Raw genomic sequence first — 17,378 nt, 5'->3', positions numbered from 1 at the left:
GCGCGGCATGTTCTTCGCCGCCGCCGCGATGAACGTGCTGCTGTTTATGGCGATCCTGATCCGCATGCCGGTGACCGCGCCGTCCAGCACCCTGCCCTATCTGGACCTGATGAAATCGATGTGGAAACTGGTGCGCGATCACCCGACCCTGCGTCGATCTTCAGTGAGCGGCGGATTGATTTTCGGGGCGTTGAATGTGTTCTGGGGTTCGATGGCGTCGTTGCTGGCGCTGGAGCCTTATCACTACTCCAGTGGGCAGGCCGGCTTGTTCGGGCTTTCGGCGATTGTCGGGATTGTTGCTGCCTCTTGGCTTGGGCGACTCACGCAACACTACGGCATCAAACTCAGCTACCTGGGGACCGGCGCAGTGCTGTTGGCCTTCATCGCCTTGTACTTCGGCGGTGCAGCAGGTTTCTGGTGGTTGATCCTGGCGTGTGCCACTGCGCTGGATATCGGCAACAGGGCTAATCAACTGGCTAACCAGGCACGGATCCTGGCCTTGGCTCCGGAGGCGGTCAGCCGCTTGAACACGGTGTTCATGGTCACCTATTTCACCGGCGGTGCCTTGGGATCGGCCCTCGGCGCCAGCGCTGCCGAGTATCACGGTTGGCCGGGGCTGGCGGCGGCGGGCGCGTTGTTTGCGGTGTGTGGACTGATCTCGATCTTTCATTCCAGACGTGCTGAAAAACACGGCCCGCGATGGGCTATTTCTCATTTTGTGCAGGTGACGGCATTCTGTGGCGAGGGAGCTTGCTCCCGCTGGGTTGCGGAGCGACCCTGAAACCATTCAATGCGGTTTCATCAGCTAAACAGCAGATATCTGTTTTACGACTGCTTCGCAGCCGGACGGGAGCAAGCTCCCTCGCCACAGGGCCTCACTAGTCTTGCAGGGTGAGGCTACGGAGTTACTTATTGGCAATTCATGTTGGAGCGATGGTGCGACCAACTCGCGATGTTGGAGTATTAGGCAACATTATATTTGCCGGACAGACCGATACTCGCGAGCAGGGCGTTTCCACAGATTATGCAACTGGAAAGACTGGCATTAGGGCCCACTCAGCCATTTTCAATTGCTTCGGAACGGCGGATGTTTTATTTCAGGTGGGCGTACGTTAAAATCACTTACCTTACGATCTTTCTCAATCAGTCCAACCTCAGGATCTTTCTTAATCTGTGCAAACTCCTCAGCAGTAATAAACCCCCCATTTCCGTCGTAATACCAACCAACCTTACAATCTGCTGGGCACTGTACAGTCAGACCTTTTTCGTACATTGCCTCCACACCAACTAGCGCGCCCTCTTCCTCTACTCTATGTATTTCGAAAAAGCCATATTTAGCATAAGAATCATCAGGTCCTCGATGATAATAAGCGAGAAGTTTTTCATTTCTTCACACTCCATATTATAGACAAAACTCTCTAACAAAAAAATTCGGGCAAACAGAACAGATTGAGCTACACACGCCGTTCTTTTTACTCCATTCTTCTTAAATAAGACTAGGACCTACAACTTAGATTGCCACCTGTAACAAATGACAGTTTTTTATACTTTATTGCGATAACAATTAAATCAACCTGCACTAACAGTCCGAAATGAAGAAATAGACTTTTTATTAGTATTCTGTCCCATCCTAAATAGGGGTTACATCTGTATCAGGAGTTTCGGCCACAAAAAAGGGCGGATCCATCTGCCCCCTTTTCAGTAATATCCGATCAACGTAACGGCTGCCCCGCGTCTCCGGCATCCGCAGGTAAACCACCTCACTGATCGCACTGATCACCACCAGGTAAATCCAGAAAAACCCGCCATATCCCCAGCCTGCCATTGCGGCCATCAGGTACAGCGCGGTGCCGCCGAACAAGGTCACCGACAAGGCGTACGGCAAGGCGATGCCCGTCACCCGAACTTCGGCCGCGAATTGTTCGGCCATGGTCACCGCCGAAGCCGGTCATGATGACCATCGAGACGGTCTGGATCAGGGTCACTTCCATCAGGCTGATGCCGACATGCAGCAGTCCAAAGCTCGGCCAGGCCCACAGGATCGAAGCGATAGCGAAGGCGATCAGCACCGGACGCCGCCCGACGCGATCCGCCAGTTTGCCGGTAAATGGCAGCAACACCAGCGATACGCCAACCGAAATCACCCCGGCCAGCAAGGTGTCGCGGCGGTGCTGAACAGCAGTTCACGAATCGGGCGTTTTTTGCCGTGGCTGGCGATCCTCGATTTCCGCCTACGGCCAGCAAGGCCTGTATGCCCACCGGGCGGGGGTCGACAGCATTCTGCAAGCCGATTCCGGCCTGATGAGCCTGATCGGCACACCGAACTCGGCGCCGTCCAAGGTGCAAGCGCCGATGGTCGATGTGGTCACCGGTTACATGGCCTGCATGGCCGGGCTGGTCAAGCTGCATGCCTGGGAAAAGGACGGCTTGGGCGGCCACCTCGACGTCAGCCTGATTGCCGAGTTGCTGGCGTCGAATGCCATGCATTGTCCGGAGGTGGAGATGGCTTGACCAGATTCCTGTGGCGTGTGAGATCGTTCCCACGCTCCGCGTGGGAATGCGGCCCGGGACGCTCCGCGTCCCTTATCGGAACTGGAACGCGGAGCGTCCCTTAAGGCATACCCACGCAGAGCGTAGGAACGATCGATCCCTGGGGTGATGACACCTTAAATGTGAGGTTCGCAAAACCCCTGTGGCGAGGGGGTTTACCACCGTTGGGTCGCGCAGCGGCCCCAAAACCTGCCACTGCACACTATCAGGATGACCGCGTCGGATGGTTTGGCGCCTGCTGCACAGTCGAGCGGGAGCAAGTTCCCTCGCCACGGAGTCTGATGGATGAACACATCCGGCCACCTAATCGGACGGATAAATAAATCCGCCGCTTATCTCCAGTAATGATATTTAGCCGATCGTAATATTATCCAGAAACAGGTCGTTGGTATTACGGACTTCAAAAGACATTATTTTATGCCCAAACGGCGCCGGAAAAGAAACATAGGTGTATTGATAATTCCCAGTGTAAGGAAGTGCACGGTATCCAATTATCGTATTGTTTGCTCCGTAGTAGGTGACCGCCCCGTCCTCTTCTTTTTGATGCGAGTCAATCATAAACGTCACAGAAGACGCTCCTGCCGGAAAAGTAAAACGTACACCGCCCAACATGCCCAACGTTACCCTCCCCAACAAAGCAGTGTGCGGCGGCACAGGAGGATTGTTTAAATAAACAGTACCGCCCAACGATTGGAGAACAATCCCGCTGGGGAGGCCATATTGAACACCCGGGGTAAAGTAGACCGGCGAAGAGTTTTCAAACCCTTCAGTCGCCCTGAAAAAAACCTGACGGATCGTGTATTCACTTTCTTTAAAAACCACCGAACCAACCGAATCAACTCCGAACATCACCTCAACCCTGAGTGTGATTTTGGCGTTATCTGACAAATCGCTTAACCAACTGCGAGATACGGCTCTGCTCAAACCAGTTACCGCCTCCGTATCCGAGACAGGATGCTGTCGAAGTAAGGGCAGTGGCGCACTACCGGTGCTCAAAAGGGTGACAGATATCAGTTGTTTCTCTTGTATAAGGGGCCATCTAGCTAATGAAAAGGTCGCATCGTCGGGAAAATCATTGAGGTCGACTACGGAAGTCCCCTTAGCCTGCACAATATTCGGCACTGTTAATCTAGGATCCCCATCCGCAATTCGGTTCACCTTCAACACCAACGGCCCTGACCGGGCAATCTCCTTGCCACCACGAATCAGCGCCCATACAAACTGCGGTACTTTGCCGTGCCAAGCCCCGAGAAACGCCGCATCGAGCGTGAAGTTGGCTTGATGGTCCGGGTCAAGCGGCAACAGCGGAAACGCCGGCGAGCCGGGTGCGTCCATCAACTCCAACTGCGCCTGATCGCCCGGTGATGCGGCGGAGAATTCGACCTGCACCTGCACGCCCGAAGTGTGACTCAACGGGTCGAGGGGGGTGGTGAATGGAGGCACTAGCGTCGGCGCATCGATCTCAATCGTACTCTCGCCAACGACCAGCGCTGTCGCGTTTTTGGAGCTCGCAATGACCACGCCACCTCTGACCAACTCATACATCGCTCTGACTGTGCTCTCGGCAATGACCTTGGCATTGGGCACCATCAATTTATAGGTGAACGGGATCCGCAAAACGGTGACTTCGACACTATGTTCCACCACTGCCCCGCTGGTCGGTGTTGCACTGTATTTCACGCGAATGATGTCGTCGGGTTGCCATAGCGGTGCGAAGGCATGCACCAATACGGTCAGATCCTTGCTGCCGAGTTTATTGAGGTCGATGGTTTTCGGGTCGTCGCCGGAGTCATCCGGATCTTCGGCCATGTCGGGGGGCACCAGCCGATTGGTCTTGAGATACACATCCACTAGCAATGAAACCGACCATGGTGAATCTGTATCAGGTCCGTTTCCTACCTGGTCGTCCACGGTGTATGAAAAAAAGAACTGTGGGTGATCACCCGCGCGCTCGAAAACGGCTTTGTCGACCGTAACGCAGATCCTTGTCGGCTCGGCGGAAGGAATAGCCGGGGCTTCGGCGGCCGTGACGTCGCGGTAGACGTCCTGACCATTGCAGTTCAGCCAGATCTTGTCGTAGGGACGGCAGTAGGGATATGAGAAACAGACTTGTACACCTTGTGCCGCGCGGTCGGCATCGATGCCGTCTTCAAGTACGTCCTGGGGCAGGATCAGTTCAAGCTCGGAGTGGCCATCGTCGCCATGGATACGGTCTTCGATACCGGGGCGGATGGCGTTGTACAAGATCTCCAGCGGTGGCTCGGAGGTACCCATGTTCTGGCTGCGGCGGGTTACCGTATAAGTGAGACGGTTGACGAACTCCGGTCGTAGCAGTTTTTTGGGGATGTACATAAAGACAGAATCATCCGTGGATGCCGTCTGCGTACTGGCGATGTTCGGTTGGCCATTCAGGTTGAGCGCAACGGTATCGTTCGGCGCCTGCCCCCCGTACGAATCCACCCTGACCCTGGCCCCCATGGGGGACAGGTCATAAATCCGTATAGAGACGCCGCAATCTCCGTTCACCACCGGCTTCGTGCTTTCGAGCACATCCGGCGGGTACAGCACCAGAACCGTGTTATCGGCTGAAGTAGCGACAGGCGGATTAATGGGCTCGGTAGTCATGGAACGCTCCTTCATCGCAGGACGTGGCGGGTCCTGAAAGCGGCCCGACGGTTGGAGGTATCACACACGTATCAGGGGCGGGCTCGCTACTGTCAGATCTGACAGTAGCGACGAGTGGTCATCTGCAGAGATGGGTCAAGGAGGGGATAAATAGATACTTCCCCCCTTTTCTGCGCCCTGTGGCGAGGGGGTTCAGATCGTTCCCACGCTCCGCGTAAGAATGCAGCCCGGGACGCTGGAACGCGGAGCGTCCCTTGAGGCATTACCACGCAGAGCGTGGGAACGATCAAAAAAAAGGTCAAAAAAAAGGTGACAGACTTATTTACCAAATAGATCTGTCACCTTTTCTCTGGACGACCCGATGTTGCTGGCATTGCCTGAGGATCATCCACTGGCCAAGCAGACCACATTGACCCCAGCCGACCTCGCCGATCAGGAGTGGATCGGTGTGCAACACCACACCAGCCGCCAAGACTTTATCAGCGCGTGCATCCGCGCCGGTTTCAACCCGGACATTCGCATGGAAGCCACCGGCCCCTTCACTGCCATGGCGTTGGTGGCCTCGGGACTGGGTATTGCGATGATTCAAAAAGGCTTGAGCCGCAATGCACCGCCGGGTGTAGTTCGCCCAACATCACGGAGTTTTGTATGCCCAGCAGTGTATGGCGTTGCGGGCCATTCAACTGCCCCGCGAAATCACTCAACATCACACTCGCTGAGGCCAACGTCTCACAGGCGTTCACCAGCAGGGTTTCGTTATCGGTGTCGGGGCCGACGAAGTAGATCGTGCTGGGTTTACGCTGGGTGTCTTTGGGGATGACCGGTTTGAGGTAGTAGTCGAGGGCGCGGTCGGCGGCGGTGTTGAGCTTTTTGGAATCGGTGGATTCTTATGGAGAAACGTCGTCGGTTTCTGGCGGGTTGGGTGTGATTTTGAACATGGTGAAACTCCTACAAGAAATGGAGCCACCTGGACCTGTCGCTAAACAAGAAAAGGTGGCGGCTGCACACAGGTTAGCGAACCGGGTGTAGGCGCCCGGCAGACCCGAAGGTCTCCCGCGCACAGCCGCCATGACATCAATCGCAGAGATGAACATTCTGCAAGAGAGTTTGGAGCGCTGTTGCGCCTACAAAGGTTAGGGTCGCTAAACCCGATCGCTGATTTGTCAGCGACCCGCAAACGATAAGGTCCCGGCCCAAGGCGCACAAGCCGGCGGATTCTGGCGTAGTCGTAGGCAACGGCGCAAGGTTGTGTAGCCTCGCAGAGTGTCTGGAGATGTGTGTTAAACATCGCCGTTTAAGGATCCGCTCGGGCTTGAGCAACGGTGCCGGCGTCAACGATAACGATCCGGCAGAACGCTGGTTGCGCTCGAAAATTGCACAGCGCATGTCCGTTCCACTGCCGAGGCATGCAGCGATTTTAACGCCGTCGGCCGGATTTCGCGCAGGTACACCGGCAAGTCCGTGACCGGTGGCATGGCCGGGATTTCGAAGTACATCTGGATCACCCAGCCACGGTGATAGCTGGCGTGGTTGACCACGTGCATCAGTATCTCGCCAGCGCTCATGGTGCCGCTTTCGCCGGATACAAACGTAAATTCGACGGGTTTATCCAGCGACACTTCGGTCTGGCTTTCGCTCCAGTCGCAATACCAGTGATCCATCTCCCGTTGCGCCCTGCGCAGTCCGGCAAGGTCTGCGTGCAACAGATCATGCGAGGTTTTGAAGCCGTGCCCCCGGCCTTCGAGGTGGGCCTGCCAGATGCAGTCCACAACGTAGATGTGGTTCAGGGTGCCGATCATGTTCTTGAACACCGACACGCGATCTTTGCTGACCTCACCCGCCGGCAATGCGGCCAGGCTGTCAAAGAGGCGCTGGTCGGCCCAGTTTTTGTAATCGGCAAGCATGCGGGCAGTGCGTACGTTGATCATCAGAGGTCTCCCATGGTGATGGGCGCACTGCAAAGCATAGTCCGCATGGCGACTGACATCGTGAACGCTGATCATCGGTAGCCAATCAATAGCCGCCAAGTTACATACTCGCTGTCAAATCAAAGGTAACTCGCTGTCATTTAGCTGAATCAATATTCAACTTCATCGTTTTTTCATTCAACACACTATTAATCGGGCATTTAAGGTTGACGTACTCCACCTCGCTGAGTAAATTGCCCGGGCCTTCGACGAAGGCCTTTTTTCAACTCACTCCGGAATCCAATGGACACAGTATCTAGTCGCTGTCGGGTTACTGCTAAACAGCAGAATCTGGCACATAACCCAGCAAATGACGGGACTCGACTTTTCGGTCGGGTGAGCTGCGCTAGAGCTTGATGCTCCACCGTAACTTGCCTCACCGGCGCCAGTCCGGTCCAGAGGCATGTTATGAACTTCAACACCCTCGTAATGCCCGGCGTACGCGCCTTTGTTTCGACCATGCGGGTCAAGCCCTGCCGTGAGCCTACGCTCGCAAACCGCGCCATTGCGCCGTTTTCCAGCCCTTCTTCCCCTGCCAAGGCACATCCGCGTGGCAACTGGCGCGTCTGCCCGATGACGGGTCGACTTCAGCAACGCTGGAGCCTGGACGACAGCCAGGAACCACCGAGTCGACGCATCGTGCGGCGCTTCCGGCTGCGAATCCGAGCCTGAAAGGCCGCACATTCAGTTGATTTGAAGGCACTTTAAAGTCCTTCCTTCAACGGTTTCCTGATAAGGGGAACCGACAACTTAACATTGCCTTTTAAAACACTCGTTAATTGGAGTTAGTTATGGGCGAAGCCAGTAGACGGTTCGCTGCCTATCACTTCCCTATTGATAGCCAGCGAACGTTAAAACAACAAAACACTACTTCTGACATCGATCGCTTGTTGGCGGCTCGACATACATTCGTTCGCCTGTAGTTGGGTGAGCTGGCTGTGTGTCGTGCCGCCAATCAGCGGCAGGAGCACACGCGATGACCACACTAAAAACGCCCGATACTCGCACCAAAGGCACCCGCAGCGACAACGCCAAGCTGTCGATGCGTGCCGCACGAGAGGCCCAAAACGGCCTCGCCGTGACCCTCGCCAACCTCAATGCAACGCCTGACGGTCTGACCGAACTGGAAGCCGAAGGCCGTCTGGCCCGTGGCGGCTACAACGAAGTCGCCCACGACAAGCCGCCTCACGCTCTCGTCCAACTGCTCAAAGCCCTGAATAATCCCTTCATCTATGTGCTGCTGACTCTGGCCGGCATCAGCTTCTTCACCGACTACTGGCTGCCGATCAGCCAGGGTGAAAGCGCCGACGCCGACCTGACCAAGGTCATTATCATCATGACCATGGTCACCTTGAGCAGCCTGCTGCGGTTCTGGCAGGAATACCGCTCGGCCAAGTCCGCCGAAACCCTCAAGGCCATGGTGCGCACCACCGCCACCGTGCTGCGGCGCGTGCAACGCGGCCAGGAGGCGACGCTTCGCGAAGTGCCGATGCGCGAGCTGGTAGCCGGCGACATCGTGCAACTCAGCGCGGGTGACATGATCCCGGCGGACATCCGCCTGATCGAATCCCGCGACCTGTTCATCAGCCAGGCGGTGCTCACTGGCGAAGCCTTGCCGGTGGAGAAATACGACACGTTGGGCAATGTCGCGCAGAAGTCGGCGACCGGCAACGCAGCCGATCAATCGAACCTGCTCGACCTGCCGAACATCTGCTTCATGGGCACCAACGTGGTCAGCGGCACCGCCAAAGCCGTGGTGGTCGCGACCGGTTCGCGCACCTACTTCGGTTCGCTGGCCAAAGCGATTGTCGGCTCGCGGGTTCAAACAGCGTTCGACCGTGGGGTCAACAGCGTCAGCTGGCTGTTGATCCGCTTCATGCTGGTGATGGTGCCGATCGTGTTCCTGCTCAACGGTTTCTCCAAGGGCGACTGGAGCGATGCGTTTCTGTTTGCACTGGCCGTGGCGGTCGGCCTGACCCCGGAAATGCTGCCGATGATTGTCAGCGCCAACCTCGCCAAAGGCGCGATGGCCATGGCCAAGCGCAAAGTGGTGGTCAAGCGTCTCAACGCGATCCAGAACTTCGGTTCGATGGACGTGCTGTGCACCGACAAGACCGGCACCCTGACCCAGGACAAAATCATTCTGGAGCACCACGTCGACGGTAACGGCCAACGCGACGATGCGATCCTCGAACTGGCGTGGCTCAACAGCCATCACCAGAGTGGCTTGAAGAATCTGATGGATCAGGCGGTGGTGCAATTTGCCAATGCGAATCCAAAGTTTCGCGTGCCGTTTGCCTATAGCAAGGTCGATGAATTGCCATTCGACTTCGTCCGCCGGCGCCTGTCGATCATCGTCAAGGACAGCCGCGACGATCACCTGATGGTGTGCAAAGGGGCGATCGAGGAAATGCTGGCCATCGCCAGTCACCTCCATGAAAACGGCAGCGTCGTCGCCCTCGATGATCAGTGCCGCAAAGACCTGCTGGCCCTGGCCAACGAATACAACGAGGACGGCTTCCGGGTGTTGCTGGTCGCCACCCGCGAGATTCCGAAAGCGCAGAGCAAAAACCAGTACACCACCGAAGACGAACGCAAGCTGGTGATTCGCGGCTTCCTGACCTTCCTCGATCCGCCAAAGGAAACCGCCGGCCCGGCCATTGCCGCGCTGCGGGACATGGGTGTGACGGTCAAGGTGCTGACCGGCGACAACGCCGTGGTGACCGGCAAGATCTGCCGTGACGTCGGCCTGGAACCGGGCACCCCGCTGCTCGGCCAGGACATCGAAAACATGGACGACACCACCCTCAAGCTGCGCGTCGAAGAACGCACGGTGTTCGCCAAGCTGACGCCGCTGCAAAAGTCGCGGGTGTTGAAGGCGTTGCAGGCCAACGGCCACACCGTCGGTTTCCTTGGTGACGGTATCAACGATGCCCCTGCCCTGCGCGATGCCGACGTCGGTATTTCGGTGGACAGCGGCACCGACATTGCCAAGGAATCGGCCGACATCATCCTATTGGAAAAGAGCCTGATGGTGCTCGAAGAAGGCGTACTCAAGGGCCGCGAAACCTTCGGCAATATCATGAAGTACCTGAACATGACCGCCAGTTCCAACTTCGGCAACGTGTTCTCGGTGCTGGTGGCCAGTGCGTTCATTCCGTTTTTGCCGATGCTGTCGATTCACCTGCTGCTGCAAAACCTCATGTACGACATCTCTCAGCTGGCGCTGCCGTGGGACAAGATGGACAAGGAATTCCTCAGCAAACCGCGCAAGTGGGACGCGAAAAACATCGGCCGTTTCATGTTGTGGATCGGGCCGACCTCGTCGGTGTTCGACATCACCACGTTTGCGCTGATGTGGTACGTGTTCGCCGCCAATAGCGTGGAAATGCAGGGCCTGTTTCAGTCCGGCTGGTTCATCGAAGGGCTGCTGTCGCAGACGCTGGTGGTGCACATGCTGCGCACGCAGAAGATCCCGTTCTTCCAGAGCACGGCGGCGTTGCCGGTGATTCTGATGACCGGGTTGGTGATGGTGCTGGGCATCTACATTCCGTTCTCGCCGCTGGGCACGCTGGTCGGTTTGCAGCCATTGCCGTGGGCGTACTTCCCTTGGCTGGTAGGCACGCTGCTCAGCTACTGCGTCTTCGCGCAGGTCATGAAAACCATCTACATCCGCCGCTTCAAGCAGTGGTTCTGATGACTTGCCCCCTGTAGGAGTGAGCCCGCTCGCGATGGCATCAGCACATTTAACATCAATGTTGACTGACACACCGCTATCGCGAGCAGGCTCACTCCTACACGGTTTTGTGTTTGGGCTTTCAATCAATTCAACTCAAAAAAGGGAGAGTTCTCATGTCGGGAACGACTCTACTGATCAACCTCGCAGGTGCTATCGCATTGCTGCTGTGGGGCACTCACATGATTTCTTCGGCGTTGCTGCGCGGCTTTGGTTCGCCATTGCGCCAGTGGCTGGGCCACAACCTGAACAACCGCTGGATGGCGTTGCTGTCGGGGATCGGCATCACCGGCCTCCTGCAAAGCAGCACCGCCGTCAGCCTGATGGCAACTTCGTTCACAGCGGCCGGCACCCTCGCGCTGGCCCCGGCGCTGGCGATGATGCTGGGCGCCAATATCGGTTCGACCCTGGTGGTGCAACTGCTCAGCCTCGATATGTCGATGCTCATGCCACTGATGCTGCTGACGGGTTTGATCGTCTTTCGCCTGCGCGATGACTCACGCTTTGAAAGTATCGGCTGTGCGCTGATCGGCCTGGGGCTGATGCTGCTGGCCCTGCACATGCTCGGCTCAACCCTGGCGCACGTCGAAGCCACGCCGGTGTTTCAACTGATCATGCAAAGCCTGGACGGCGACCTGCTGATTGCACTGTTGGTAGCGCTGCTGCTCACCTGGCTCTGCCATTCCAGCGTGGCCGTGGTATTGCTGATCGTCTCGCTGGCCTCGACCGGCATGCTCTCGGCGACCACGCTGGTTGCGCTGGTCCTGGGCGTGAACATGGGTGGTGCCTTGCCGTCAGTGATCAGCGCCGGGTCGAGCGTCGGTCGACGCCTGCCGCTGGGCAATCTGCTGGTGCGTGTGGTCGGTGCGATGGCGGTATTGCCATTTTCCGGGTTACTGGCCGAGACGAGTCTTGATCCCTCGACACTGGTCATGGTCCTGCACAGCGGTTTCAATCTGCTGCTGGCGCTGGTGTTCATCGGCTTGACCGACATCCTCGCCAATGCCCTGACCCGGCTGCTGCCGGAGCCAGTGCGCGATGTCGATCCGGGAATGCCGCACTACCTGGACGAAGCCGGCCTGGAAGTAGCCAACATCGGTTTGGCCAACGCCGCCCGCGAAGCCCTGCGCATGGCCGATATGTTCTCGGCGATGCTCGGGCGGCTGTTGCTGCTGTTCCATACCTCGGCGCCGACCTGTGTCGAGGACGTGCGACGCATCGATCAATCCCTGGACCTGCTCAGCGCGGCGATTCGCGCTTACCTCGCCGACATCGGCAAAGAAGGCCTCAGTGACGACGATGCCGATCGCGCCCAGGAACTCCTCCTGTTCGTGATCAACCTCGAACACGCGGCGGACATTCTCTGCGGCAGCCTCGCGCAATTGGCCATGCGCCGGGTGCGACGTGGCGAACAGTTCTCGGCGTTCGAACTGGGCAACATCGCCCCGCTGCACGACGCGTTGCTGGAAAGCCTGAGCCTGGCAATCAGCGTGTTCCTGCGCGAAGACATTGCCATCGCGCATCAATTGATCGATCGCAAGGAGGCGGTCAGACAGCTCGAAGCACAGGCCAGTCGCGAACACTTTCGCAAGTTGCAGGAAGACAAAAACACCTGGGCCGAATCCGGTGACATCTTCCAGCGCGTGCTGCGCGATTACCGCCGCGTGCACCACCACATCGCCGCCCTCGCCTATCCACTGCTGGAACGCGTGGGCGAGCGTGTCATCGAGAATAACGATCCGGCGAAGGAAACCCGGTCATGCGCCTGCTGATTTGTGCGGGTCGCCATTACGCCGACAGTGGCCAGTGCCGACGGGTGCTCGACGCCTTCCAGAGCGTGCATCCGGTGCGTGTGCTGATCCATGGCGGTAACCCGCATCTGGGCAGTGAAATCGAAGAATGGGCGCGAGAACAAGGTATCGACCTTGTGCGCTACCCGCCTAATTGGCAACGCCATGGCAAGTCGGCAGAACGCTTGCGCAACCACTTCATGTTGCGCGACAGCCGACCGGACGTGGTGATCGCCCTTCCCGGCGGCGAAGACACCGAAGAACTGGTCGCCCAAGCCAGGGCGGCCGGTTTGCAAACCTTATCGCTAGCCAACCCCGCTCTCCCTTTGTAGCAACTGCCTCGCAGGCTCGACAGCTGCTACAGGGGTTGGCGGTTTCAGGGGGCTGCTTTTCAATGAACACTTCGAGGTAAAACTCATGCAGAAACCGACTCGTGAATTCATGTCCTTTATACGCAGCCTGCCGCCCGTGCAAGGCCGAAGGGTGTGGCGCAATGTGATGTTCGTCAGTATCACCCTGAGCCTGATCGCACTCCTGACGGTGATGTCCGACGCCGAAGCGGCCGGTGGTGCGTACGTGGTAGATGATGCCGCGATCAATGCACCGGGCGAATGCAACATCGACACCTGGTACCAGAGCGGGCGCCACAATCACTCATCGAGCAACGCCTCGTTGTCCCAGGACTGCACGCTGAAGGGGCTGCCCAACCTGCAACTCGGCGCGGCCATTGCGCACAGTCGCGATGACGCAGAATCGGAAACTCAACTGAGCCCGCAGTTCAAGGCCTCACTGTTCGCGCGAGAAGATCTCGGTCTTGAATGGGCGCTGGCAGGCGCGGCGCATTTCGCTTTCAACCGGGCACACGCCTTCGATGGCGGTGAACTGAACCTTCCGTTCACCTACCAGCCGATTCAAGCGCTGCGCCTGAACCTCAACACCGGCTGGGCTCAGGCCTATGACGACGGGGAACAAAACCATCGCTGGACCTGGGGCACCGGCGTCGAATACGACCTGGCCCGGTCACTGACGCTGATTGCCGAACGCTTTGGCCAACGGGGTGCTGAACAGGCATGGCAGGCCGGACCACGGTTTCACCTTGGCGAGCGTATCGACGTTGATGTGGTGGCGGGACGCAACCTGACAGGGGAACGTGATCAGTGGCTGACCACCGGAGCAACACTGCGGTATTGAACGAAATCGAGCGATCAAGGAACTCCTGGCGTTCGCCGCGCATCCTAAACTATGAGCTACTTCCTATTTGCTTCACGCTTTCAGAGGACACCGTCATGCGCCGTCTGATTATCATCTCTTCCCTGATGCTGTGTTTACCCTTCGGTTCGGCTATGGCCAAAGTGGATGCAGGCGATGTGGCCACTTCGGCCGGGGTATCGGCTTCGCTGTACTCGACGTTCAAAGACCATAAACTCATGATTCCCGCCCGCGATGACGCCTCCAGCTTCGTCGCCAGTGGCGGTGCGATTCGTGGGGTTTATCTGGAATCGGTGATGAAAAAAATCCGTCAGGACAATCCCGGCCTCAATGCCACTGATGAAGACCTGGCTCGGGCCATCCTGATCCAGGAAGGCGATGCTGCCGGCCAATGAAGTCCGGGGAAAAAGCGTTGGGGCTGTCGGCAGCTGGATGGCGTTTCCAGCCCTAATTCGCTTTCCCTGCGGACAAACGTGCCCACCCGGCGACTAATTGCGCACTGACACTCACCCCGCCACAGACTACGATCACCACGTCGTGCGCATCGGCTATGGCGGGATGGTCAAGGTACGCCACAGCCAATGAAACACCGCACGCCGGTTCCACCAATTGGCGTAAGTCGTTGGCGAAACGAACGACGCCCATGATCGCGTCCTCATCGCTGAGCACTACGCATTGATGAGGAAAATCACGCAGGTGCTGTACTGGCCAGGCCGCAACCTTCGCCGCGCCCAGCGAGGTCGCCACGGTATCGATGCGAGGCAGTCGCACCGGGTGCCCGGCCGTCATGGCCGCCGCGAAAGAAGCCGCCCCCTCGGTTTCGCAAGCGATGATCCGACAATCCGTACGGCCATGGCGCATCAACCCCGTGAGGATTCCCGCCAGCAGACCTCCGCCGCCCACCGACGTCACTATCACATCGACTTGAGGACACACCTCCAGCACTTCATCGACCAGCGTGCTGTGCCCTTCCCACAACACCGGATGATCGAAAGCCGGTACGTATTCGGTGTCAGCGCCCCGTGAAAGTTCTATGGCCCGTTGATTGGCCTCGTCCCAGACCTTGCCGTGCACAATCACCTCAGCACCGGTTTTGCGGATTCTCGCGCGGGTCGATTCAGGTGTGGTGTGCGGCACCACAATGCAGGCGCTCAACCCCAGGCTGGCGGCAGCAATGGCGGTGGCAAAACCGGCATTGCCGCCCGAAGGACAAACCACCCGGCGTTTGCCCTGCACCTTGGCCTGACTGCACAGAAACCCCATGCCACGCAACTTGAAAGAACCGCTGGGTTGCAGGTTTTCCATCTTGAGCCAGATCCGCCGGGTCGGTGTCGACAGGCCCAGGTGCAGGATCAACGGTGTCTTGATGTGTAGCATCGCGGGTGTCCCAAAGGTGAACCGTTCTTATCCAAGCTTAGTTCACCCTGCCCGCCTTCAATACTGATGAGCAAATGGACCTGCGCTGAACACCTGTGGCGAGGGAGCTTGCTCCCGCTGGACTGCGCAGCAGGCCCATTTTTGGGGCCGCTTCGCTGCCCAGCGGGAGCAAGCTCCCTCGCCACAGGGTTAGTGTCACGGCTTAAATGATTGGCTGTTCCTCCTGTCACCGTTTCAGCGATAGCGCGGTGCGGCGCTGGAGTTGCCAAACAAACCGGAAAGGGTCTGACGCTGCGCTTCGTAACGGTCCCATTGCTCACCGTCGTGCAGGCTCGGAACGGTCACCACTTCGCCGTTCGCCAAACCCGTCAGCGCGGCATCGACCATGTCTTGTGCCGACATCACGATCTCTTGCGGCAGGTTTTCCACCGGGTTGCCGGCCTCGTTCCAGAAATCGGTCGCGGTCGCGCCGGGCAATACCGCCTGGATGCGGATGCCTTTATCCGCCAGTTCATGGTGCATCGACTGACTCAGGCCCAGCACAAAGGCCTTGGTCCCGCCGTACACGCCGTTGAGGATTTCTGGCGCGATGGCAACGATCGACGAGATGTTAATCACGGTGCCGGTACCACGCGCAACGAATGCTGGCACCACCGCATAGGCCAGACGCATCAGCGCAGTGACGTTGAGGGTGATCATGTCTTCCATCTCATCGACCGGGCTGCCCAGCAATGGCATGACAGCACCGACGCCGGCGTTGTTGACCAACAAGGTAATGCTGGCGTCGTTACGCAGGATTTCCTCGACCCGCAGCACATCGGTTTTGACTTTCAAATCGGCGGCGACCACTTCCACCGCGCGCCCGGTTTCGTTACTCAGGTGGTTGGCCAGCGCGTTCAGTTTGGCCTGGCTGCGGGCGACTAGAATCAGGTCGTAACCCTGCCGGGCGAGACGGTCGGCATACACCGCGCCGATGCCCGAGGAAGCGCCAGTGATCAGTGCGGTGCCTTTGGATGAGAGAGCCATGTCGGGTTTCCTTCACAGTGAGGCGATCAGTTCGCCGGGTGTGAACAGTTATAGAGGCTCTTACAGTTGTCTCAAATGACGTTTAAAGTACGTTTTCAGGACATGTCCTTTTGAGGGTCTGGCAATGACTAGCGTGGCATTTGTGGTGTTCGAAGGTTTCCAGTCCATGGCGCTGGCCGCCATGCCGGTGTTCGAGTACGCCAACTTCAGCGCCGGTGAGACGCTGTATGACGTCAGCGTTATCTCCGAGCATGGCAGCACGCTGCGCGCCTCCGGGGGATTAAGCGTCGGGACCCAAGCGTTCGCTGAGCGGGTATTCGATACGGTCATTGTGGTCGGCGGCGATTGCATCGTCGAACAGGCGCCCGACAGCGTGTTGACCTACCTGCGCGACAGCATGAGCAGCACACGGCGTATGGCGTCGATTTGTTCCGGGGCGTTCGTGCTGGCCCAGGCGGGTTTGCTTGACGGACGGCGGGCCACTACGCACTGGGCCTATGCCCGGGACCTGCAAGCGCGCTTTCCCTCGATCAAGGTAGAAGAAGACCGCATCTACGTGGTCGACGGCTCAGTCTGGACCTCGGCCGGCATGACCGCCGGCATCGACCTGGCGCTGGCCATGGTCGAGAAGGATCACGGCGCCGAATTGGCGCGCTCCGTGGCGCAGAAACTGGTGATGTATCAGCGCCGTGCGGGCGGCCAGTCCCAGCATTCGGCATTGCTGGAATTGGCGCCAAAATCCGACCGCATTCAGACCGTTCTTGGCTACGCTCGGGAACATCTGGCCTCGCCGCTGTCGGTGGAGCAACTGGCCGACGTGGCGCGCCTGAGCCCGCGGCAATTCAGCCGCAGCTTTCGCGCCGAAACCGGGCAGACGCCGGCCAAGGCCATCGAAAACCTGCGCCTGGAGTCGGCGCGGCAGATGCTCGAACGCGGGCGCCTGACCCTCGACCAGATCGCCACCGAGGCCGGTTTCACTGACCGGCGCCGCATGCGCGAAGCTTTCCTCAGGGCGTTCGGCCAACCGCCGCAAGTGATCCGGCGCAACGCCCGGTCAGAGTTGAACGCGTGAGCAGCACCGGGTCTCTAAACTGAAAC

16 protein-coding genes and 2 pseudogenes are annotated in these 17,378 nt (G+C 58.2%); 11 read left to right on the top strand and 7 right to left on the bottom strand.

The annotated features are described in order from the left end of the window. Positions 1-7: 7 nt before the first annotated feature. Positions 8-781, top strand: a complete 774-nt coding sequence (locus EAH78_RS24710) for an MFS transporter (protein WP_240051937.1) — start codon at positions 8-10, stop codon at positions 779-781. A 285-nt stretch (positions 782-1,066) separates the two neighbouring features. Here the strand turns inward: EAH78_RS24710 and EAH78_RS24705 are convergent, their stop codons facing one another. Together EAH78_RS24705 and EAH78_RS32475 are read right to left on the bottom strand one after the other, a co-directional pair. Then, entirely contained in the window at positions 1,067-1,273 is a 207-nt protein-coding gene (locus EAH78_RS24705; RefSeq protein ID WP_140669867.1) for a hypothetical protein, read from the bottom strand. Positions 1,274-1,630: 357 nt separating this feature from the next. After that, entirely contained in the window at positions 1,631-1,930 is a 300-nt protein-coding gene (locus tag EAH78_RS32475; protein ID WP_205017975.1) for a hypothetical protein, read from the bottom strand. 20 nt (positions 1,931-1,950) lie between these two features. On the opposite strand from EAH78_RS32475, the gene EAH78_RS32470 reads away from it, so the two are divergent. Further along, positions 1,951-2,175: a hypothetical protein gene (locus EAH78_RS32470; RefSeq protein WP_205017974.1), complete on the top strand. Its 225-nt coding sequence runs from the start codon at positions 1,951-1,953 to the stop codon at positions 2,173-2,175. Positions 2,176-2,223: 48 nt separating this feature from the next. Further along, positions 2,224-2,511, top strand: a complete 288-nt coding sequence (locus EAH78_RS24695; protein WP_345789812.1) for a CoA transferase — start codon at positions 2,224-2,226, stop codon at positions 2,509-2,511. 390 nt (positions 2,512-2,901) lie between these two features. On the opposite strand, the gene EAH78_RS24690 is transcribed toward EAH78_RS24695, so the two are convergent. Next, complete coding sequence (locus EAH78_RS24690; protein ID WP_140669866.1) at positions 2,902-5,175, bottom strand: hypothetical protein; 2,274 nt, start codon at positions 5,173-5,175, stop codon at positions 2,902-2,904. A 349-nt stretch (positions 5,176-5,524) separates the two neighbouring features. On the opposite strand from EAH78_RS24690, the pseudogene EAH78_RS24685 reads away from it, so the two are divergent. Then, a pseudogene (locus EAH78_RS24685) lies at positions 5,525-5,800 on the top strand (LysR family substrate-binding domain-containing protein); the annotation flags it as partial. On the opposite strand, the pseudogene EAH78_RS32875 reads toward EAH78_RS24685, so the two are convergent. Both EAH78_RS32875 and EAH78_RS24675 read right to left on the bottom strand, forming a co-directional pair. Then, positions 5,715-6,113, bottom strand: a pseudogene (locus tag EAH78_RS32875) (DUF6124 family protein). The pseudogenes EAH78_RS24685 and EAH78_RS32875 sit on opposite strands and share 86 nt — an antisense overlap. A gap of 393 nt (positions 6,114-6,506) precedes the next feature. Beyond that, a complete protein-coding gene (locus EAH78_RS24675) occupies positions 6,507-7,103 on the bottom strand; it encodes a DinB family protein (RefSeq protein WP_140669865.1) in 597 nt (198 codons plus the stop codon). Positions 7,104-7,550: 447 nt separating this feature from the next. Here EAH78_RS24675 and EAH78_RS24670 point away from each other — a divergent pair, with 447 nt between their 5' ends. From EAH78_RS24670 to EAH78_RS24645, 6 genes are all read left to right on the top strand, one after another. Then, on the top strand, positions 7,551-7,814 hold the full coding sequence (locus EAH78_RS24670) for a hypothetical protein (RefSeq protein WP_140669864.1): 264 nt from the start codon (positions 7,551-7,553) through the stop codon (positions 7,812-7,814). Positions 7,815-8,118: 304 nt separating this feature from the next. Then, positions 8,119-10,839: a magnesium-translocating P-type ATPase gene (gene mgtA / locus EAH78_RS24665; protein ID WP_140669863.1), complete on the top strand. Its 2,721-nt coding sequence runs from the start codon at positions 8,119-8,121 to the stop codon at positions 10,837-10,839. 155 nt (positions 10,840-10,994) lie between these two features. Next, positions 10,995-12,650, top strand: a complete 1,656-nt coding sequence (locus EAH78_RS24660; RefSeq protein ID WP_140669862.1) for a Na/Pi cotransporter family protein — start codon at positions 10,995-10,997, stop codon at positions 12,648-12,650. Next, positions 12,638-13,000 (top strand): DUF2493 domain-containing protein, encoded by a 363-nt coding sequence (locus EAH78_RS24655; RefSeq protein ID WP_140669861.1) that lies wholly within the window; start codon positions 12,638-12,640, stop codon positions 12,998-13,000. The genes EAH78_RS24660 and EAH78_RS24655 overlap by 13 nt, the downstream gene beginning before the upstream one ends. 85 nt (positions 13,001-13,085) lie before the next feature. Then, positions 13,086-13,859, top strand: coding sequence for a hypothetical protein (locus tag EAH78_RS24650; protein ID WP_140669860.1), 774 nt, complete (start codon positions 13,086-13,088; stop codon positions 13,857-13,859). 95 nt (positions 13,860-13,954) lie between these two features. After that, positions 13,955-14,272, top strand: coding sequence for a DUF2388 domain-containing protein (locus EAH78_RS24645; protein WP_140669859.1), 318 nt, complete (start codon positions 13,955-13,957; stop codon positions 14,270-14,272). Between the two features lie 52 nt (positions 14,273-14,324). Here the strand turns inward: EAH78_RS24645 and EAH78_RS24640 are convergent, their stop codons facing one another. Then, positions 14,325-15,254 (bottom strand): pyridoxal-phosphate dependent enzyme, encoded by a 930-nt coding sequence (locus tag EAH78_RS24640; RefSeq protein WP_140669858.1) that lies wholly within the window; start codon positions 15,252-15,254, stop codon positions 14,325-14,327. Positions 15,255-15,488: 234 nt separating this feature from the next. Further along, entirely contained in the window at positions 15,489-16,280 is a 792-nt protein-coding gene (locus tag EAH78_RS24630; protein ID WP_140669856.1) for an SDR family NAD(P)-dependent oxidoreductase, read from the bottom strand. Between the two features lie 124 nt (positions 16,281-16,404). On the opposite strand from EAH78_RS24630, the gene EAH78_RS24625 reads away from it, so the two are divergent. Next, on the top strand, positions 16,405-17,352 hold the full coding sequence (locus EAH78_RS24625; RefSeq protein ID WP_140669855.1) for a GlxA family transcriptional regulator: 948 nt from the start codon (positions 16,405-16,407) through the stop codon (positions 17,350-17,352). Positions 17,353-17,378: the final 26 nt, after the last annotated feature.

It is taken from the genome of Pseudomonas arsenicoxydans, from assembly GCF_006438915.1.
GTDB lineage: Bacteria > Pseudomonadota > Gammaproteobacteria > Pseudomonadales > Pseudomonadaceae > Aquipseudomonas > Aquipseudomonas arsenicoxydans_A.
This window is presented reverse-complemented; position numbering and strand designations above follow the sequence as displayed.